This is a genomic window from Dickeya poaceiphila (genome assembly GCF_007858975.2).
Taxonomy (GTDB): Bacteria; Pseudomonadota; Gammaproteobacteria; order Enterobacterales; family Enterobacteriaceae; genus Dickeya; species Dickeya poaceiphila.
In genome coordinates this window covers 145,857-165,386 of sequence record NZ_CP042220.2, presented here as the reverse complement: position 1 = coordinate 165,386, position 19,530 = coordinate 145,857, and the positions used below count along the sequence as shown (strand labels likewise).

Genomic DNA, 19,530 nt, shown 5'->3' with positions numbered 1-19,530 from the left:
GAATCTCACTTATTTTTTTGAAAGGATGATAGAAAAACGGGCCGGTGGAATCCGGCCCGGAAAGAGTTTAACCGCCAAGGTAGGCAGAACGCACGGCTTCGTTAGCTAACAAAGCCTCACCGCTGTCTTCCAGCACTACGCGACCGTTTTCCAGCACGTAACCGCGATCCGCCAGGCGCAGCGCCTGATTGGCATTCTGCTCCACCAGAAAGATGGTCATGCCTTCTTCGCGCAACTGCTGGATGGTGTCGAAAATTTGCAAAATGATGATCGGCGCCAGCCCCAGCGACGGTTCGTCCAGCAACAACAAACGCGGCTGGCTCATCAACGCGCGACCAATCGCCAGCATTTGCTGTTCACCACCAGACATGGTGCCGGCACGCTGGGCACGGCGCTCATACAACCGCGGGAACAGGTCATATACACGCGCAATGCGCTCCTGATACTGTTCGCGGCTGGCGAAGAACCCGCCCATCGCCAGATTCTCTTCCACCGTCATGCGGGAAAATACCCGACGACCTTCCGGCACGATGGCGATAGCTTCGCGCATGATGCGCGCCGTCTGCCAGTCGGTAATGTCCTTGCCGTCGAAAATGATCGACCCTTGCGAGGCGCGCGGCTCGCCGCACAGTGTGCCTAGCAGGGTGGTTTTACCCGCACCGTTGGCGCCAATCAGCGTCACGATTTCACCCTGATTGATATGCAGGCTAACCTGATGCAGCGCCTGAATTTTGCCGTAGTGCGCAGAAACCTGATTCAATGACAACATAACGTTTTATCCTTCACCCAGATACGCACGGATAACATCCGGGTTGTTACGAATTTCAGCCGGAGTGCCGTTCGCCAGCGGCGTGCCCTGATTCACCACGTAAATCCGGTCAGAAATCCCCATCACCAGCTTCATATCATGCTCAATCAACAGCACGGAAACCTGATGGTTGCCGCGCAGGTCGATAATCAGCTCGTTAAGCTCTTCCGTCTCTTTCGGGTTCAGGCCGGCGGCGGGTTCATCCAGCATCAGCAATTCCGGGCGAGTCACCATACAGCGTGCTATCTCCAACCTGCGCTGCTGACCATACGCCAGATTTCCCGCCTGACGGTTCGCCAGGTCGAGCAAACCGACGCGCTCCAACCAGACAGCGGCGCGCTGCTGAGCATCGGCTTCGGCACGGCGAAATGACGGCGTTTTTAACAGACCGGCGAACACCCCGCTTTTGAGGTGCTGATGCTGAGCAACCAGCAGGTTCTCAATCACCGTCATCTCACGAAACAAGCGCACATGCTGGAAAGTACGCACCACCCCCATACGGGCGATTTGCTGTCCCGGCAGACCTTCCAGATGCTGGTCCCGCAGCACAATGGTGCCGCCGGTCGGGCGATAGAAACCCGTCAGGCAGTTGAATACCGTGGTTTTACCGGCACCGTTGGGACCGATCAGCGATACTATTTCGCCCTGATGCAAATCCAGCTCGACGTTGTTGACCGCCAGCAGGCCGCCGAAGCGCATCATCAGGCCCCGGACCGACAATAATGGCTGCGTGCTCATGCCTGCTCTTCCTTCTTCTCAACCTGTAGCGTTATCTGCGGACGCTTCATCGGTAACAACCCCTGTGGTCGCCAAATCATCATCAATACCATCAGGGCACCCAGCACCAACATGCTGTATTCATTCAGGTCACGCATCAACTCACGCGATACCACCAGCAGAATGGCCGCCAGAATTACCGCAAACTGCGAACCCATTCCGCCCAGCACCACGATAGCCAGCACAAACGCCGACTCTACAAATGTGAAGGATTCCGGGCTGACGAACCCCTGACGGGCAGCAAACAACGTACCCGCGAAACCGGCAAATGCGGCGCTGATGGTAAACGCGGTCAGTTTGATTTTGGTTGGGCTAAGGCCCAGCGAACGACAGGCAATTTCGTCTTCACGCAGCGCTTCCCAGGCACGGCCCAATGGCATACGCAGCAAACGGTTGATGACGAACAGCGTCAACACCACCAGCAACAGCGCCACCATGTACAGGAAAATGATGCGATCGCTGGGGTCGTAGCGCAGGCCAAAGAAGTGATGGAAAGTATCCCAACCGCCTTGCGGATTACGGTTAAACTCCAGACCGAAGAACGTCGGCTTCGGAATCTGGCTAATGCCGTTCGGTCCGCCAGTAAAACCGGTGTTATTCAGCAGCAGAATACGCACGATTTCCCCAAACCCAAGGGTGACAATCGCCAGATAGTCGCCGCGCAACCGCAACACCGGGAACCCCAGCAGGAAACCGGACAGCGCCGCCGTCAGACCCGCCAGCGGCAGACATTGCCAGAAACCAAGGCCATAGTAGTGGCTCAGCAACGCATAGGTATACGCGCCGATAGCGTAGAAACCGCCGTACCCCAGCACCAGCAGGCCGGACAACCCTACCACCACGTTCAGGCCAAGGCCAAGAATGATGTAAATCATGGTCAGCGTGGCGATATCCACCGTCCCGCGCGACACCACGAACGGCCAGACAACGGCGACGATAACCAGCGCCAGCGCCAGCAGCTTCTGTCGCGGCGTACTGCCGTCAAAGCTCGGCAACACAAAACCGGGACCGGAGACTTTTTTAGCCCCTTGCGCCAGTGCAGGACGCAGCAGTTGAAACAGGAACACCAGCGCGCAGGCAGCGATAATCCACATCCAGCGTACTTTTTCCGCGCCATGCACCACCAGCCGGGTTCCCTCCAGACTCAGTTGCATCCCCATCAGGAATGTCGCCAGCACCAGCAGTACCAGCGCCGATACCACGGCATTAACCAGCGTGTGCAGTTTCATACCTTCTCCACCTCCGGACGACCCAGAATCCCGGTCGGCATCACCAGCAACACCACGATCAACAGCGCGAAGGACACCACATCTTTATATTCGGTACTGAGGTAAGCAGAGGTCAGCGACTCGGCAATACCGAGAATCAGACCACCGATCATCGCCCCCGGAATACTGCCGATGCCGCCCAATACCGCGGCGGTAAACGCTTTCATACCGGCCATAAAACCGATATAGGGGTTAATCACGCCATAGAACTGGCCCAACAGTACCCCGGCCACTGCCGCCATCGCCGCACCAATGACGAAGGTCAGCGAGATAACACGGTCCGTGCTGATGCCCAGCAGGCTCGCCATTTTCAGGTCTTCCGCGCAGGCACGGCAGGCGCGCCCCATGCGGGAGTAACGGATGAACAACGTCAGCGCCAGCATCGCCAGAAAAGTGACAATCCAGATAGTCAACTGCATAGAAGAGAGCGTCGCGGCAAAGCCGTTGCTTTCACCCAACACCCACTGGCCGTGGATCAGGCTCGGCAACGCCACGTCACGCGAACCCTGCGTCAGGCTGACGTAGTTCTGCAGGAAAATCGACATACCGATAGCGGAAATCAGGGCGATCAATCGCTTAGAACTACGTACCGGCTTGTAGGCCACACGCTCGATGCTCCAGCCGTAGGCGCTGGAGATCACCACCGCTGCGATAAACGCGACGCCAATCAACAGCCAGCCAGCGTCGATGCCCATCATCATCAGGGCGGCAATCACGATAAAAGAAACATAACTACCGATCATGTACACCTCGCCGTGGGCGAAGTTAATCATGCCGATAATGCCGTAAACCATGGTGTAGCCAATGGCAATCAGCGCATAAGTGCTGCCCAACGTCACGCCGTTGAACATCTGCTGAAGAAAATAGAGGAACTGCTCGGACATACCTTAACCTTAGACATTGCCCCCGCAGCCTGACGGCTGAGGGGGCATCGGTATTGGGAGTAATACGGGTTCGGTCAATTACTTCGCGGGAGAGGAAGTACCGTCTGCGTGCCACTCGAATACGCCAAATTCAAACCCTTTCAGGTCGCCTTTTTCGTCCCAGCTCAGCGGGCCCATCACCGTGTCTACCGACTTGGCTTTCAGGTCAGCGGCCAGCTTGGCAGGCTCGGTGCTGCCGGTACGCTGCATCGCTGTACTCAGCGACTGCAACGCGGCATAGGTCGTCCACACGAACGGACCGGTCGGATCCAGTTTCTTGGCTTTCAGCGCGTCAACGATCGGCTGGTTGGTCGGCACCTGGTCATAACGCTTAGGCAAGGTGACCAACATGCCTTGAGAGGCTTCGCCCGCGATGTTGGACAGCGACGAGTTACCCACGCCTTCCGGGCCCATAAACTTGGTCGTCAGGCCAGCCGCGCGAGCCTGGCGTAAGATCTGCCCCATTTCAGGGTAGTAACCGCCAAAGTAGACGAAATCGACGTTTTCTTTCTTCAGACGCGCTACCAGCGTAGAGAAGTCTTTATCGCCAGCGGTCACCCCTTCGAACAGCACCACATTCGCATTGGCTTTTTTCAGGCTATCCTGCACGGCGCGCGCCAGCCCTTCACCATACTGCTGTTTGTCGTGCACCACGGCGATACGCTGCGGTTTAACGTGCTCCAGAATATATTTCGCGGCGGTCGGCCCCTGATCGGAATCCAGACCGGTGGTACGCATAATCAGCTTGTAGCCACGGGTGGTCAGGTCCGGCGCGGTCGCGGCCGGTGTAATCATCAGCACGCCTTCATCTTCGTAAATGTCAGATGCAGGCTGAGTGGACGACGAACACAGGTGACCAATCACATAGTGAATACCTTCGTTAATCACCTTGTTGGCGACAGCAACGGCCTGTTTCGGGTCGCACGCGTCATCGAATTCCACACCCACCAGTTTGTTACCGTTCACGCCGCCTTTGGCGTTAATGTCGGCAATAGCCTGACGCGCCCCGGTAAATTCCATATCGCCATATTGCGCCACCGGACCGGACATCGCACCGACAATAGCGACTTTGATATCCGCCGCGTTCACCGCATGGCTTATCGCCGCAGCCAGACACCCCATCAGCAACGCGTTACCTTTGCTTAATTTCATCCGTTTTACCCCATCTGTCATTTTTGGATATTGCTATAATTATTGGCATCAACCGTCATTACTCGCACTTTCTTTTTTATCTGTAACAACAAGTTAGGTTCATTATAAGCAACTATTTTTAATAAGACTTTATTATTCATAATATTAAACAGGAGTTTTATCCTGTAAAGCAACTGGAATGCTCAGTAAAACAAGGCGCATACAGCATAAAACACCGCCTTTAAAATCCGGTTTTTGATTTGTAAGTAGTCAGTTATGCTGGTTTATTACGAAGAGATAATTGATTGCTCGAAATATTAATGATCGGGAAATCTTTTCCCCTGTTAACGTTACAGGAAAAGTTATACCACCCGTTTTACTATAGACTCGCTACAATATTCTTAAGAATCAACAGGAGCATCCGCGTATGAGACTCTCGGTTGAACGCCTCACCACAATCAGCGAACAGGACAGGCATGACCTGGCTTTCATTTGGCCACACCAGAATTTCGACGCACTGGAGCATGACCTGAACCATGATCACCGCCTGTTTGTCGCCCGCTTTAACGGTCATCTGCTGGCAGGCGTGATCGTCGAAATCGATACCAACAGTGACAGCGCAGAATTAACCGACCTGCAAGTCAGAACCTCCACCCGGCGGCATGGCGTCGGCAAGTATCTGGTGGAAGAAGTGCTGCGTGCCTGCCCTGACGTGAAAGAGTGGTGGCTGGACGCCGCCGACCACTCCCTGGTCAGCGAAGCCGTGATGGACACATTCATGAAGTCCTGCGGTTTCTATCCGGTATCCGGCGGCTGGGAATATATCGTCAACCAGAACGGGAAATGAACAGGGAAGAGAAGTAGTGGCACGCCGTAGGATATACGGCAATAAAAGACCCTTGGGTATAAAAACAAACGACCGGGAAGCCTGAACTTTCCCGGTCGTTTACATTAAAGCGTACACTTAATTGAAACGTACGTGTAATTGAACTGACGTTACGCTTCGATAGCAGCCCGCAGTTTCTTCATGGCATTCTTCTCAAGCTGGCGCACACGCTCAGCAGACACGCCATAATGATCCGCCAGTTCCTGCAACGTAGACTTATTGTCGTCATCCAGCCAACGGGCACGAATAATGTGCTGGCTACGTTCATCCAGCCCTTCCAGCGCATAGGTCAACTTGTCTGCCGCATGGGTTTCCCAGTTGTCCTCTTCGATGCCATCGGCAAAGTCGGAAGATTTGTCCTGCAAATACAACATCGGCGCCATCGGCTGGCCCGGCTGAGCATCGTCTTCAGGCGACGGGTCAAACGTCATATCCTGAGCCGCCATGCGGGATTCCATTTCACGCACATCTTTGCTGGTCACACCCAGCTCGCGCGCTACCAGCTCCACTTCATCCTGATTAAACCAGCCCAGGCGCTGCTTGGTTTTACGCAAGTTAAAGAACAGTTTGCGCTGCGCCTTGGTCGTCGCCACTTTGACGATACGCCAGTTGCGTAATACGTACTCGTGAATTTCGGCTTTGATCCAGTGTACGGCAAACGACACCAGACGAACGCCCACATCCGGGTTAAAGCGGCGTACAGCTTTCATCAGACCAATGTTGCCTTCCTGAATCAGATCCGCCTGCGGCAGACCATAACCGGAATAATTACGGGCAACATGAATAACAAAACGCAGGTGCGAAAGAATCAGCTGCTTAGCGGCGTCCAGATCCCCGTGATAATGCAGCCGTTCAGCCAGCGCCCGCTCTTCCTCCGCTGTTAGCATCGGATAGGCATTGGCGGCACGGATGTACCCTTCCAGACTGCCCTGGGGAACTAAGGCGAAAGTTTGCATATCTTTGGTCATTCCACCCCTCTCATATGATCATTCATAGCGTTGCACATCATCGGATAGCATATCGGTAATTGCTGCACTTTCTGTGCCTAAAAATCAAATTACTGCGCCTAAACACTATTTAGGACGTACTACCGGTTTAGAGTGTGACAGACTGCACAAGTTCCACCATTTTTCACCATCTTATTTTTCATATCAAGATGGAGAAGCGTGGGTGCAGGCTGGCGAAAAAAGAGTGAAGGAAGGAGTGCATCGAAGACAGTGGCAATACGCTTCCCTCGCCGGTCACCATTAATCACGAGGGAAAAGTATACCAGAAAACGCCCGGCTCGGACGCTGATACAGATTATTCCGATGTAAAACGGCGTAAATGTTGTACTGTTGCCAGCCAGGCGGCCAGCCAGCCAATCATTGCGGCAATCAGAACCAGCAACAGCGCTTCATCCCAGCCCAACCCGCGTACTACAAAGGTGGTGCCGAACACCGCCGCCACCTGTGCCGCCGCACCCGCCAGTTTCCAGACCAGCGCTTGCGACAGGATCAACGACAGTACCGCGCCGCAAAAGCCGAGCAACGCGCCGCCATGCAGGAATGGCCGCAGGATGAAGCCGTCGGTCGCGCCAATCAACTTCATTACATTGATGGTTTCACGACGGCTGAAAATACTAAGCCGCACACTGTTACCAATCACCAGAAATACCGCGATCACCATCAGAATACCGATAGTCGCCGCTATCTGTCCCACCAACCCGGTCAGCGCCACCAGACGGGAGAACCAGCTGTCATCCATGCGCACTTCATCCACCCCCTGAACAGCGTCGATGCGATCACGCAATGTATTGAGCGTCTGGTTAGTTTGAAAACCCAGTTTCGGCGAAACCACAGCCACCGCCGGTAGCGGGTTTTCTTCCAGCATATCCAGCGCGCCGCCAAAACCAGACCAGTTGCGGAATTCGCCCATTGCCTCGTTGCGGGACAGGTAATTCACCTTATCCACGCCCTCTTCCGCCTTGATTTTACCAATGACCGCTTCGGCGGCATTGTCATCCAGCGACTTATCCAGATACACCGTCAACTGCGGCGTGGGATACCACTGCGACGCCGCCTGACTGACGTTTTTCCACACCAGATAACAGATGCTGGGCAGTGTCAGCGAAATGGCGATCACCATGATGGTCAACAGCGTGGCCAGCGGTTGACGCAGCATGTCGCGCAGGGTATTGGCCCAGGCATAACGCCACTGCTCCTGCCAGCCGCCTTGCAGAGAACGGGTTTTGCTTGCCGCTCGCTGTGCGCGGGTATTATTCGCCATCTTGACCTCCCAACATGCGGCCTTGCGATAACGTCAGCACCCGATAATGGCGACGGGCGATAAGCCCGGTATCATGCGTCGCCATCAGCACCGTGACGCCCACGCGATTAAACTCCTCGAACAGGCGCAGAATGCCTTCGGACAGCGCATCATCCAGGTTGCCGGTCGGTTCGTCCGCCAGCAGTACCGCCGGTTTGTTCACTACCGCGCGGGCAATGCCGACACGCTGCTGTTCACCGCCGGAGAGCTGAATCGGGTAGCTGCGCGCCTTGTCGAGCAACCCGACTTTATCCAGCGCCGCCGATACGCGACGACGAATATCTTCGGCGCTGGCGCCGGAGATAATCAGCGGCATGGCGACGTTTTCATACACCGTGCGATCCATCAGTAAATGATGATCCTGAAAGATCATGCCGATCTGGCGGCGCAGAAACGGCACCTCGCGTTTTTTCAGGCGGCTGATATCGTGGCCGCCAAACAGGATGTGACCCGCGCTTGGGCGTTCAATCCCGCAAATCAGCTTCAGCAGGGTACTTTTCCCCGCACCAGAGTGACCGGTCAGAAATACCATCTCGGCCGGGCGGATATGAAAATCCACCCCCTGCAACGCCTGGCGACCACCGAGATACGCCTTGCTGACCTGCTCAAACCGAATCATCTGTTTTAATCCTCACGGGCAAACAGGGCTTCAATAAAATCATCCGCCTTGAACGGCCTTAAGTCATCGATACCTTCTCCCACCCCAATGTAACGGATGGGAATGCCGAACTGATCGGCGATGGCGAAGATAACGCCGCCCTTGGCGGTGCCATCCAGTTTAGTTAATGTGATGCCGCTCAGCCCGACGGCTTCGTTAAACAGTTTGGCCTGGCTGACCGCATTCTGACCGGTGCTGGCGTCCAGCGTCAGCATCACTTCATGTGGCGCCTCTTCGTCCAACTTTTTCATGACGCGCACAATTTTCTTCAGTTCTTCCATCAGGTGCGATTTGTTTTGCAAACGACCTGCGGTATCGGCAATCAGCACGTCAATACCACGCGCTTTGGCAGCCTGCAACGCATCGAAAATCACCGAGGCGGAATCCGCGCCGGTGTGCTGCGCCACCACCGGCACATTGTTGCGCTGGCCCCACACCTGCAACTGCTCTACTGCCGCCGCACGGAACGTGTCACCCGCCGCCAGCATCACCGATTTGCCTTGTGCCTGATACTGACGCGCCAGCTTGCCGATGGTGGTCGTTTTCCCCACCCCGTTGACGCCGACCATCAGAATGACGAACGGCGTTTTGCTGTCGATAGCCAGCGGTGCGTCCACTTTCGCCAGAATCTCGCTCATTTCCGCTTTCAGCAACGCGATCAGCGCTTCGGCATCTTTCAGTTGCTTGCGGCTGGCATGTTCGGTCAGCCGGGCGATAATTTTCCGGGTAGTTTCTACTCCGACGTCAGCAATCAGTAATTGTTCTTCCAGCTCATCAAACAGATCGTCGTCGATTTTCTTGCCGCGAAACAGACCGACAAATCCGGAACCCAGATTCTGGCGGGTTTTTATGAGGCTGCGCTTCAAGCGGGCAAAAAAGCCTTCTTTGGTCGGGCGCTCCTGTTCCTGCGACACCACTGGCACAGCCTCAACCACCGCTGCATCAGGTACGGACTCAACCTCATCTTCAACGTCAATAGCTACTTCGGCGTCGATCTCTACTTCAGCCTCAACGTCTAGCGTTTCGGCCTCTGCCTGCAGCCCGGCACCAGAAGCTATCGCCGTTTCCGGTTGTTCTGGTGCTGCCGTTTGCACCTCTGCCGTGGTATCCGCCGGTTGCAATGCTGGCGACGGCGTTTCCCCGGCTTCAGCCAGCGCACTGTCCAGTGAAGGCGGTTCCGGCACCTCACCGCTTATATTCTGAGTAGGGTGAGTCGGCTCCTGAGCCGCAGGCGTTGCGTCATCCGCCGTCTGCGTCGCTTCCGGCACCGGTTGCGGTTGTTCTGCTTTCTCCTCGTCCTGACGCCCTAATCCCAGCCAGGAAAAAAATCCGCGCTTTTTCTCTTTCGCCATCGTGTAATTGCGCTCCTGCCAACCCGTGCGGCTGATCAATAACCAATGAAGTCAATAAAACAATCAGTTTAACACTTTCCCGCTTCCAGCAACACGCGCCGGACTACCGGCGAGAGCGACAATCTCCGTAACCAGGTGTGTCAACCTCATGTCAGGTCCCCGAATTTGAGGGATTTTTTCCGCCTTGTCTCCCATTAACTGCATCTTTACATTTGCTACACCGGCTGCCGCCGGTAGAATAACGCCTCACAAAATCCGGTGGGCTGCCGCCGGTGCACCATTTCAGCAAAATACAGGTTATGGCAAAACATCAAGCGACATCCGCACCCGGTCAAATCCGCATCATTGGCGGCCAGTGGCGCGGCAGAAAACTTCCCGTGCCGGATAGCCCCGGTTTGCGCCCCACCACTGATCGCGTACGCGAAACCCTGTTCAACTGGCTCGCTCCGGTGATTGCGCACTCACGCTGTCTGGACTGTTTTGCCGGTAGCGGCGCGCTGGGGCTGGAAGCGCTGTCGCGGGCAGCCTCTCACGCCACGCTGCTGGAGGCCGAGCGCAACGTTGCACGTCAGCTGACGCAAAATCTGGCTCTACTGCGTGCCGGCAACGCCGAGGTGGTGAATACCGATACGCTGCAATGGCTGGCTAAACCGGCTTCGACGCAGCCTTTCGACGTGGTGTTTCTTGACCCGCCGTTTCGCTGCGGCCTGTTGGATGACACACTGCGACTGCTGGAAGCGGGTAACTGGCTGGCAGAAGAGGCCTGGGTCTATATTGAAACCGAGGCGGAAAATCGCCTGTTAACTATCCCGCCGACCTGGACGCTACATCGGGAAAAAACCGCAGGGCAGGTTTCCTACCGCCTTTATATCCGTCACGCGTCTGACGCAACGCCGGGAGGCAACGATGAGCATTGGGATTAATCTTGGCCGACTGCTGATGCTGGGCGTATGGGGGTTTCTGATCCTGAACCTGATTCATCCCTTTCCCCGTCCGCTGAACATTTTCATGGTTCTGGCGATGGGATTTATGCTGCTGATGCACGGCGCGCAGTTCCTGTTGCTCAAAGCGAGCCAACCCAAAGACGCGCCGCCGTTCAGCAAGCTTTTTCAACTGCGCATCTTCCTGTTTGGGGTATTCGAATTACTGGACTGGCAACGCAAACAGCCAACGCCGCCGCGCAAACGACGCTAATCGGTAAACACGTGACCAGCGCATGACATGGAAAAGCGGTGGCGCAGCAGGATACCGCCGTGCGCCACCAGATAGATCAGGTTTTTTTACCCGGCAAATAAGGGAAATGAGTGACGTTGTCGCCCAGTTCAGAAATACGGGCGCTACCGCTATCCCGTGCGGTCACCGCATCAATCCGAATAACCGCCTGTAGCGGAATATAGCTGCGGCCTACACCGGCAAATTCCGTTTTCAGTTTTTCCGTGGTCGGGTCAACCAGTACGGTGGACGGGTTATCGAAAACGAAGTCGGCAATTTCAATAAATCCGAACAGATTACTCTGCACCAGCTCACGTACATATAGCTGATAATTCTTACCATTATTCATGAACTGGATACGGTAAAGGGCGGGTCCATTGCTCATTAAAGGTTCGTCTCCCCCGACAGGTTGCCGGGCATCTCATTTGGTAACAAAAACTGGCCGCTAACATAACATGAAGCCCGGCAGCGCTCCACCGACAGGCCGGTCTGACAGCACATGGTTTACACCACCAGCTTTCACCGTCCAGCCATCGTTGATGCGGGTGACTGCATGTATGGCATGAGTAGCGAAGAGAGAACCAGAGAGTACGTTCGCTTTACGTCTGGCGACGAAGGTACCATTAACTGCGGTGGTTACGCCCCCTTGCGCAACAAGTAACGATAAGGCAGTTGTTCGGTCATCTGCGCCAGTAACTCATGCTCCATATAACGGCAAAAACCGGGGATATCGCGGGTGGTAGCCGGATCATCGGCGATAATCAGCAGGGTTTGCCCAGCCTCCATCTGACGCACCGTCTTGCGCACCATCATTACCGGTTCCGGGCAGCGCAATCCCTGAGCATCCAGAGTAAGGTCTGGATTGGCGAAAATATCGGTCATTCAGTGTCTCATTATGATTGTCGAACGCATGGCGGCGTAGTTTACCCTTCCCACAGGGGGGTGCAAGCCGCCTGTAACAGATTAATTATTAGCCACACAATGATACGCCCACTAACCATTGCAAAGCTGCAACAACGCGGTATGATGCCGACACGTTAGCGTTAAAAAGACGCATATACCCCAATAATTCGCGTTGCAGCCCATACCGCTGCAACATGAAATATAACGGGTATGACGAGGCAATTTGTCTGGGTTCCCTCACCCCAATAACCAAAAAAAGGTCATATTATGTTTCAGTTCTCTGCACAACAGCGGTTGACAGCACTGTGCTGGCTGTCACTTTTTCATATAGTGGTGATTATCTCCAGTAACTATCTGGTTCAACTGCCGATTACGCTTTTCGGCTTTCATACTACCTGGGGCGCATTTACTTTCCCGTTCATTTTCCTGGCTTCCGACCTGACGGTGCGGATTTTCGGTGCCCCGCTGGCTCGCCGCATTATTCTGACCGTGATGGTGCCAGCGCTGATCGCGTCGTATCTGGTTTCTTCGCTGTTCTACAAAGGTGAATGGCAGGGATTCAGCGCGTTAAGTCAGGTGAATCCGATGGTGGCGCGTATCGCCGCCGCCAGCCTGATGGCCTATGTGCTGGGCCAGATTCTCGACGTACACGTCTTTAACCGTCTGCGCCAGCTCAAAGCCTGGTGGGTGGCACCAGCCGCCTCTGCCGTACTGGGCAACCTTAGCGATACCGTGGCGTTCTTTTTTATCGCCTTTTATCGCAGCACAGATCCGTTCATGGCCACGCATTGGATAGAAATCGCCACGGTGGATTATTTCTTCAAGATAGCCATCAATCTGATTTTCTTCCTGCCGATGTACGGGGTACTGCTTAACATGGTACTGCGCCGCCTGAGCCAGTCGGGAAGCTCGCCGTACCAGGATCAAACCGCCTGATACGCTTTTTTATTCAAAACGGATTTTCCCGAAATAAGGGGTTTCGGAATAACCGGAAAAATTGCCGCCCTCAGCCTGATTCGGGTGTAATAACAACAACTGTAGTAACAAAACGCTTGTTTTTACGCCCCGAATCAGGTGCCATAGCGCCACTTCTTGTTTTTGTTCGTGATAAAGAAAGGATACCCATGCCAAATTTAGCGAAATATATCGGTATTGGTCTGCTGGCCGCCACGCTGGCTGCCTGCGACGGCAACAGCGATAAGAAAACCAGCGCGCCAGCTGCCAACCCGACGGCAGAGAAAACCACCACGCAGAATGTGTCCCTGCTCTCTGGTAAGCTGAGCTTTACCCTGCCAAACGGGCTGAGCGACCAAAGCGGCAAGCTGGGTAATCAGAACAACAACATGCACGTTTATGCCGATCAAAGCGGCCAGAAAGCCATTATTGTTATCGTCGGCGATGACACACCGTTGGATTTGCCGGCATTGGGTCAACGTCTGGAACAGCAGCAACGTGGGCGTGACGCCACCCTTCAGGTACTGGGCAACAAGACCGCTGAAATCAACGGTCATCAGATTCAACAACTGGATAGCGTCATGACCAGCAACGGGCAAAAAGCGTTCTCGTCCATCGTGTTAGCTAAAACGGACAATCACCTGCTGACGCTACAAATCACGCTGCCGGCGGATAACCTGCCGCAGGCACAGGCTGACGCGAGCAAGGTAATCAGTACGCTAAAACTGAACTGATCCCCACACCGGCTACTGACTATCCCGCCGCACCGTTAAACGGCTGCCGGCGGGAACAGGCTCACAGCGCATTCTCTTCCCGCACTCCGCGCTGATGCAACCGCACGGTCAGCAACAATCCCAACAGTGCCAGTCCCGCCGCCGCCAGATAAATGGCATCGATATCGGTATAAGCCATCATGACGCCGGCAGCCGGCCCAACCACCCCCAGCGACAGATCAAGAAAGATGGTGTAGGTCGCCAGCGCGCTGCCCTGATTCTGTGCGGATACCGCCTTGACCGCCACCACGCCCAACGCCGGAAACACCAGCGAAAACCCGGCCCCGGCGAAAAATGCCCCCACCTCTGCCATTAGCGGGTGCGACGCCAGCCACACCAGCAGCAATCCGGCGCTTTCCACCAGAAAACAAACCAGCGCGACCCACAGACCGCCGAACCGGTTAATCACATTCGGGAACAACAGCCGGGTGCCGACAAAAGCGCAACTGAACACACTCAGAGTCAGCGCAGCACCGCTCCACTGGTGGCTGGCGTAAAACAAGGTGATAAACGTCGAAATTACGCCAAACCCGGCGGATGCCAGCGACAGAAGAACGCCATATAGCCAGACCTTGCCCAGCACCTCCCGAAACGGCAATTTCTTGCCGGGCGTTGCCGTCACCGCCGGACGGGGTAACGCCAGCAGCATCGCAGTACCGGCCACCAGCATGACAACGATAGCCAGCCACCGCAACCCGCCGAGATGGTAAATCCACACCCCCAGCGGCGCGCCAATCGCCATGGCACCGTAGGTCGCCACACCATTCCACGAAATCACCCGGCCAATATGCAGCGCCCCGACCACGCCGACGCCCCACAGCGTTGCGCCGGTACCGGCAAAACTCTGCCCGACACCCAAAATCAACCGCCCAACACACAGCAATACCAGCGCCAGTACCGGCGAACCGTCATTCCAGGCGGCCAGCGCATAAAACGCGCCGCTCAACCATCCTCCCGCCAGACCGAACACCACAACCTGCTTCGGCCCTTTTTCATCGGCATGACGACCCGCGCGTGGGCGGCTTAGCAAGGTAGAAAAATATTGCAGGCTGATCACCAAGCCCGCCCAGAATGCGCTGAATCCAAGGTGTTCATGCACATAACCCGGTAACACCGCCAGCGGCAACCCAATATTCAGGTAGCTGGCAAAATTAAACATCACGACAGACATGATGCGCAGGTTCAGGCGTAAGCCGCCTGGAGAGGGTTTAGGCGACACAGGCGGTGTGGAAACAGACATGATGAATCGGCTCGCTTACAGGTCGCGTCAACAGGCGACGCGGCAGACAATGTTAAGATTCCGAGTATAAATAAGACACTAGAGTCTTTCAGCATCAATCAGGCGGTGTTGCCTTTATGGGTTTACGTTTATATGACAGAAGATGCCTGCGTTATACTCAACAGGAATGTCGCTCAGGAGAGATTTCATGCCTGTGAAGCCTACCCCGCCACACTCACCAACCGAACAGGGTGTCTCCCGGCAGCGGTTCGGGCATTTGACTGACTGGCTGCACCGCGTCAGGTCGGTGCCTGCTATCGCGCATGTTATCCGTGCGGGAGAGCGCTTTAACGACCGCATGGGCAACCAGTTCGGCGCCGCCATCACCTATTTTTCGTTTCTGTCGCTGATTCCGATTCTGATGGTATCGTTCGCCACGGCAGGGTTTGTGCTGGCTTCCAACCCCGACCTGCTGACCGGTCTCATCAACCGTATCGTCAACAGCATCAGCGACCCGAACCTCGCCCGTACCCTGAAGAACACCGTTAATACTGCCGTTCGGCAACGTACCACCGTCGGGTTGACCGGTTTACTGATAGCGCTTTATTCCGGCGTAAACTGGATAGGCAATCTGCGCGAAGCGATTCACGCCCAGTCGCGTGAGGTGTGGGAACGTCAGCCGCATGAGGAAGAAAAAATCTATCTGCGCTACCTGTGGGATTTTCTGTCGCTGATTGGTCTGCTGCTGGCGCTGGGGATCACGCTATTCCTTACCTCGGTAGCGGGCAGCGCGCAGGCAACCATCGTGCGGGCATTGGGTCTGGGCGGCATTGACTGGTTGCGCCCGGCCATGACGCTGATTGCGCTCTCTATCTCCATTTTCGCCAACTATCTGTTGTTTTTGTGGATACTGTGGGTATTGCCGCGCCATAATCCCCAGCGTACGCCGCTGCTGCGCGGCACGCTGATAGCGGCCATTGGTTTCGAAGCGCTCAAATTCGCCATGACCGTGGCGCTGCCCAAACTGGCGACGTCGCCTTCCGGCGCCGCGTTTGGTTCCGTCATCGGCCTGATGACGTTTTTCTACTTTTTTGCACGTCTGACGCTGTTTTGCGCCGCCTGGATAGCCACCGCAGACCCGAAAACCGATACTAACAAACCGGCATCGCTATCCAGCGCCCCCAAAAACACATAACAAAAGTCCATATCACAAACAGGAGCAACCATGCCTTTCGTCAACATTCGTATTACCAAAGACGGCGTTACCGCCGAACAGAAGCAACAGCTGATTGCCGGCGTGACCCAACTGCTGGTAGATACGCTGGGGAAGAATCCGGCCACGACGGTAGTCATCATTGATGAAGTAGAAACTGACAACTGGGGTATTGGCGGACAGAGCGTTACCGAGCGCCGCCAGCAAGATTCATAACTGGAAACACAATACATCTGTAGAAACACAATACATTCGGCACACCACCATTTCCTAAGGGTCGGGATTACAACTGCTTTTCCCGATCCATATCATGAAAAAATAAAACATCGTTTCATCACTATTGACTCCATGTTGCGTAATGTTGAGACTGGCGCTAGTTTCCATTCAGTTCACCTTCTCTTTTTTTACAGGCCAGCTGTCATGACGACGAAGAACATTGCAATTATTGGCGAGTGCATGATTGAACTGTCACAGAAAGGCGCGGAACTCAGCCGCGGTTTTGGTGGCGATACCCTCAACACCGCCGTTTATCTCTCCCGTCAGGTAAAACCAGACGCGCCTGGCGTGCACTACGTCACCGCGCTGGGCACCGACTCCTTCAGTAGCGACATGATGGCCGCCTGGCAACAGGAAGGGGTCAAAACCGACCTGATCCAGCGTCTGGACAACAAATTACCGGGGCTGTATTTCATTGAAACCGATGCCACCGGCGAGCGTACGTTTTACTACTGGCGTAACGACGCGGCCGCCCGCTACTGGCTGGAAAGCCCGGATGCCGAAACCATCGGCCAGCAACTGACGAAGTTCGATTACCTCTACCTGAGCGGTATCAGCCTGGCTATCCTGAATCAGAGCAGTCGTGAACGCCTGCTGGCGGTGCTACGCGCCTGCCGCGCCAACGGCGGCAAGGTGATTTTCGACAACAATTACCGCCCGCGCCTTTGGCAGAGTAAAGAAGAAACCCGACAGTCGTACCGCGATATTCTGGCCTGCACCGATATCGCGTTTCTGACGCTGGATGACGAAGATATGCTGTGGGGTGAACTGTCGGTGGACGAGGTGCTGAAACGCACCCATGGTGCCGGGGTGACGGAAGTTGTCATCAAACGTGGCGCAGACGCGTGTCTGGTTTCTATTCAGGGCGAACCGTTGCTGGAAATCCCGGCAATTAAGCTGCCAAAAGAGAACGTCGTCGATACCACCGCGGCAGGCGACTCGTTTAGCGCCGGTTACCTGTCGGTACGTCTGAACGGCGGCAGTGCGCAGGATGCCGCCAAACGCGGCCACCTCACCGCCAGCACCGTTATTCAATACCGTGGCGCAATTATTCCGCTGGATGCAATGCCTGCCTGAGCAGCATCACACGGCTGACACAACAATAACAATCAACAAAAACGCCGGTTCAGCAGACAGCTAAACCGGCGTTGTTTTATTTCTGTCGAATCGGCCAATACCCGATTCAGATGGTGATAGCGTTAACGCACTGCCGACGCTTCGTCCTGCGGTGCTTTGACAGCGTCCGATGCGGCAGAGGCGCCATTATCCGGCTTCATGATGCTCATGTAGGTTTCCTGAAGCGCCTTCATGCTGGCTTCCAGTTCACCCTGCGGTTGCAACATCATCAATGTCGCTTCCTGAGACAGTTGCTGATGCAATTCCTGATTCAGCATCTCCAGCGTGACGGATGCCAGATAATTCTGGCGCAGTTTCTGATACTGCTCCGGTGCGATATCCACCACTCCGTTTTTCTGCGAACGCAAGCGCTGATCCATCAGAATATCGGTGCTGGCACGGGCGTAAGTAGCAAACAGCTTGCCCAGCTCTTCCGTCTTACGCGCCATCAGCGTATCAAACTCCGCCTGAGACAGCCCCTTATCCCGTAACGCCCGGAGTTCTTTGCTCAGGAAAGTCACCCCCGCCTGCGCCGACTCACCAGTGACATTGTCCAGATGGATAGCGCACTGGGCGCGGCCATACACCACATTACAGTCAAAACGTACATTGGTGTCTTTCAGCGGGCTTTTGGTCAACGCCTGCTGTATATGCCAGAACAGCGCCTCACGCGCCAAATCGCTATGCCAGTAACGCGCCAATGCCTGCGAATTGCGGATCGGCTGCCATGGCATATCCCACACCAGCGACAGAATGTCCTGCTTCACGCTGCTGTCCATCAGGCTTATCGGGGCCGATGGCATCGCGGACAAGGTCGGCAATGGCGACGGCGTCACCCGTTTTCCCTGCAACGACGAAAACGCTTTGTCGATCTGCTCGGCGATAACCCGACTGTCAACGTTGCCCACCACGTACAGCGTCATGGCGTCAGGGGTGTACCAGGTTTGGTAGTATTTGTTCAGTTGTTCCGCATTCACCGGAGCCTTGAGCGATTGCCCCGGCGCATACGACAACAAAGACGATCCTTTCAGACGGTAACGCCAGCTTGGGTCCTGCGGATTGGTGGGTGCCGTCGCCACTGGGTCAAGCATCTTCCGCGCCAACGCGATGTGTTTGTCATTAATCTGCAGCCGCCCCGCCGTATCCGCCAGCCAGATTAGCGCGTCTTTCAGCAAGTCGGGCCGATTGTTAGGCAGACTCAGATTGTAAGAGGTAAAGTCATATGAGGTGGTAGCCGGAGGCAGTGGCCGGGTTTCGCTTTCAGATTGCTGCCACAACGATGGCAACTGACCTGCCGAAAAGGTGTCGCGCGGCAACAATGCCAGACGTGGAATAAAATGGGAAAAACCCGTCTGCTGCGCATTTTCCGTCAATGAACCGGTATTAATCATCAACCGTAGTTCAATCCGGTCACTGGGACGCTGGGGTGTTGCAAGCAGCTGCCAGCTAAAGCCGTTATCCAGCTTGCCTTGTTGCCAGGCGGGATCGGGTTGTAGTGCTTCAGCCTGCACGTTGCCGACGTTAGCCGCCAGCAACACTCCACCAACAAAAAGGCCAAATTTGGTGCCCTGCATGTGAACCCCTACTTTAATCACTAACCAATACAGTATGTTTTTGTGAATTCGGGTGGCATCACCCTGCCACTTCACGCGTTATACCCCCAATCATTCAAGCTGTGAGACAAAACGCTCAGGTTTTGAACCACGCAACGCGTCGGCTTTTCAACACCAGAGCTGATACAAGCCTTGCAACGT

Annotated in this window: 22 protein-coding genes; 9 read left to right on the top strand and 13 right to left on the bottom strand. The window is 55.1% G+C overall.

Annotated features, from left to right (window positions below; translation table 11 throughout):
• Positions 1-67: 67 nt before the first annotated feature.
• From livF to Dpoa569_RS00690, 5 genes are all read right to left on the bottom strand, one after another.
• The gene (livF, locus tag Dpoa569_RS00710; RefSeq protein ID WP_042867694.1) at positions 68-769 is read right to left on the bottom strand and encodes a high-affinity branched-chain amino acid ABC transporter ATP-binding protein LivF; all 702 of its coding nucleotides are present in this window, start codon (positions 767-769) and stop codon (positions 68-70) included.
• Positions 770-775: 6 nt separating this feature from the next.
• Complete coding sequence (gene livG / locus Dpoa569_RS00705; protein WP_042867692.1) at positions 776-1,546, bottom strand: high-affinity branched-chain amino acid ABC transporter ATP-binding protein LivG; 771 nt, start codon at positions 1,544-1,546, stop codon at positions 776-778.
• Positions 1,543-2,814, bottom strand: a complete 1,272-nt coding sequence (locus Dpoa569_RS00700; RefSeq protein WP_042867690.1) for a high-affinity branched-chain amino acid ABC transporter permease LivM — start codon at positions 2,812-2,814, stop codon at positions 1,543-1,545. The genes livG and Dpoa569_RS00700 overlap by 4 nt, the downstream gene beginning before the upstream one ends.
• Positions 2,811-3,737: a high-affinity branched-chain amino acid ABC transporter permease LivH gene (livH, locus tag Dpoa569_RS00695; protein WP_042867688.1), complete on the bottom strand. Its 927-nt coding sequence runs from the start codon at positions 3,735-3,737 to the stop codon at positions 2,811-2,813. The genes Dpoa569_RS00700 and livH overlap by 4 nt, the downstream gene beginning before the upstream one ends.
• A 78-nt stretch (positions 3,738-3,815) precedes the next feature.
• A complete protein-coding gene (locus tag Dpoa569_RS00690) occupies positions 3,816-4,928 on the bottom strand; it encodes a branched-chain amino acid ABC transporter substrate-binding protein (protein ID WP_042867686.1) in 1,113 nt (370 codons plus the stop codon).
• Between the two features lie 406 nt (positions 4,929-5,334).
• Here Dpoa569_RS00690 and panM point away from each other — a divergent pair, with 406 nt between their 5' ends.
• Entirely contained in the window at positions 5,335-5,754 is a 420-nt protein-coding gene (gene panM / locus Dpoa569_RS00685; protein WP_042867684.1) for an aspartate 1-decarboxylase autocleavage activator PanM, read from the top strand.
• Between the two features lie 149 nt (positions 5,755-5,903).
• Here the strand turns inward: panM and rpoH are convergent, their stop codons facing one another.
• The 4 genes from rpoH to ftsY form a co-directional block, all read right to left on the bottom strand.
• A complete protein-coding gene (rpoH, locus tag Dpoa569_RS00680) occupies positions 5,904-6,761 on the bottom strand; it encodes an RNA polymerase sigma factor RpoH (RefSeq protein WP_038664402.1) in 858 nt (285 codons plus the stop codon).
• 334 nt (positions 6,762-7,095) lie between these two features.
• Complete coding sequence (gene ftsX, locus Dpoa569_RS00675) at positions 7,096-8,061, bottom strand: permease-like cell division protein FtsX (RefSeq protein WP_146410940.1); 966 nt, start codon at positions 8,059-8,061, stop codon at positions 7,096-7,098.
• Complete coding sequence (gene ftsE, locus Dpoa569_RS00670; RefSeq protein WP_042867682.1) at positions 8,051-8,719, bottom strand: cell division ATP-binding protein FtsE; 669 nt, start codon at positions 8,717-8,719, stop codon at positions 8,051-8,053. Before ftsE ends, ftsX begins: the two co-directional genes overlap by 11 nt.
• Positions 8,720-8,724: 5 nt before the next feature.
• Positions 8,725-10,110, bottom strand: coding sequence for a signal recognition particle-docking protein FtsY (ftsY, locus tag Dpoa569_RS00665; RefSeq protein WP_042867680.1), 1,386 nt, complete (start codon positions 10,108-10,110; stop codon positions 8,725-8,727).
• 299 nt (positions 10,111-10,409) lie between these two features.
• Here ftsY and rsmD point away from each other — a divergent pair, with 299 nt between their 5' ends.
• Together rsmD and Dpoa569_RS00655 are read left to right on the top strand one after the other, a co-directional pair.
• Positions 10,410-11,033, top strand: a complete 624-nt coding sequence (rsmD, locus tag Dpoa569_RS00660) for a 16S rRNA (guanine(966)-N(2))-methyltransferase (protein WP_042867677.1) — start codon at positions 10,410-10,412, stop codon at positions 11,031-11,033.
• Entirely contained in the window at positions 11,017-11,304 is a 288-nt protein-coding gene (locus Dpoa569_RS00655; protein WP_042867675.1) for a DUF1145 family protein, read from the top strand. Before rsmD ends, Dpoa569_RS00655 begins: the two co-directional genes overlap by 17 nt.
• 76 nt (positions 11,305-11,380) lie before the next feature.
• Here the strand turns inward: Dpoa569_RS00655 and Dpoa569_RS00650 are convergent, their stop codons facing one another.
• On the bottom strand, positions 11,381-11,707 hold the full coding sequence (locus tag Dpoa569_RS00650) for a DUF1820 family protein (protein WP_042867673.1): 327 nt from the start codon (positions 11,705-11,707) through the stop codon (positions 11,381-11,383).
• Positions 11,708-11,821: 114 nt separating this feature from the next.
• Between Dpoa569_RS00650 and Dpoa569_RS00645 the strand changes: the two genes are divergently transcribed.
• Entirely contained in the window at positions 11,822-11,983 is a 162-nt protein-coding gene (locus Dpoa569_RS00645) for a hypothetical protein (protein ID WP_155683825.1), read from the top strand.
• Here the strand turns inward: Dpoa569_RS00645 and tusA are convergent.
• Positions 11,959-12,204 carry a sulfurtransferase TusA gene (gene tusA, locus Dpoa569_RS00640; protein WP_042867671.1) on the bottom strand — a complete coding sequence of 82 codons (246 nt, stop codon included), beginning with the start codon at positions 12,202-12,204 and terminating at the stop codon, positions 11,959-11,961. The two genes, Dpoa569_RS00645 and tusA, sit on opposite strands and share 25 nt — an antisense overlap.
• A 288-nt stretch (positions 12,205-12,492) precedes the next feature.
• On the opposite strand from tusA, the gene Dpoa569_RS00635 reads away from it, so the two are divergent.
• Together Dpoa569_RS00635 and Dpoa569_RS00630 are read left to right on the top strand one after the other, a co-directional pair.
• Positions 12,493-13,161, top strand: a complete 669-nt coding sequence (locus Dpoa569_RS00635; RefSeq protein ID WP_042867669.1) for a 7-cyano-7-deazaguanine/7-aminomethyl-7-deazaguanine transporter — start codon at positions 12,493-12,495, stop codon at positions 13,159-13,161.
• A 188-nt stretch (positions 13,162-13,349) separates the two neighbouring features.
• Positions 13,350-13,913: a DcrB family lipoprotein gene (locus tag Dpoa569_RS00630; protein WP_042867665.1), complete on the top strand. Its 564-nt coding sequence runs from the start codon at positions 13,350-13,352 to the stop codon at positions 13,911-13,913.
• 61 nt (positions 13,914-13,974) lie between these two features.
• Here the strand turns inward: Dpoa569_RS00630 and Dpoa569_RS00625 are convergent, their stop codons facing one another.
• The gene (locus Dpoa569_RS00625; RefSeq protein WP_042867663.1) at positions 13,975-15,192 is read right to left on the bottom strand and encodes an MFS transporter; all 1,218 of its coding nucleotides are present in this window, start codon (positions 15,190-15,192) and stop codon (positions 13,975-13,977) included.
• Between the two features lie 187 nt (positions 15,193-15,379).
• Between Dpoa569_RS00625 and yhjD the strand changes: the two genes are divergently transcribed.
• From yhjD to kdgK, 3 genes are all read left to right on the top strand, one after another.
• Positions 15,380-16,366, top strand: coding sequence for an inner membrane protein YhjD (yhjD, locus tag Dpoa569_RS00620; RefSeq protein WP_042867661.1), 987 nt, complete (start codon positions 15,380-15,382; stop codon positions 16,364-16,366).
• Between the two features lie 30 nt (positions 16,367-16,396).
• On the top strand, positions 16,397-16,600 hold the full coding sequence (locus Dpoa569_RS00615) for a 2-hydroxymuconate tautomerase family protein (RefSeq protein ID WP_042867660.1): 204 nt from the start codon (positions 16,397-16,399) through the stop codon (positions 16,598-16,600).
• 204 nt (positions 16,601-16,804) lie between these two features.
• Positions 16,805-17,737 (top strand): 2-dehydro-3-deoxygluconokinase, encoded by a 933-nt coding sequence (gene kdgK / locus Dpoa569_RS00610; RefSeq protein ID WP_042867657.1) that lies wholly within the window; start codon positions 16,805-16,807, stop codon positions 17,735-17,737.
• 122 nt (positions 17,738-17,859) lie between these two features.
• Here the strand turns inward: kdgK and Dpoa569_RS00605 are convergent, their stop codons facing one another.
• On the bottom strand, positions 17,860-19,350 hold the full coding sequence (locus Dpoa569_RS00605; RefSeq protein ID WP_042867655.1) for a M16 family metallopeptidase: 1,491 nt from the start codon (positions 19,348-19,350) through the stop codon (positions 17,860-17,862).
• Between the last annotated feature and the right edge of the window lie 180 nt (positions 19,351-19,530).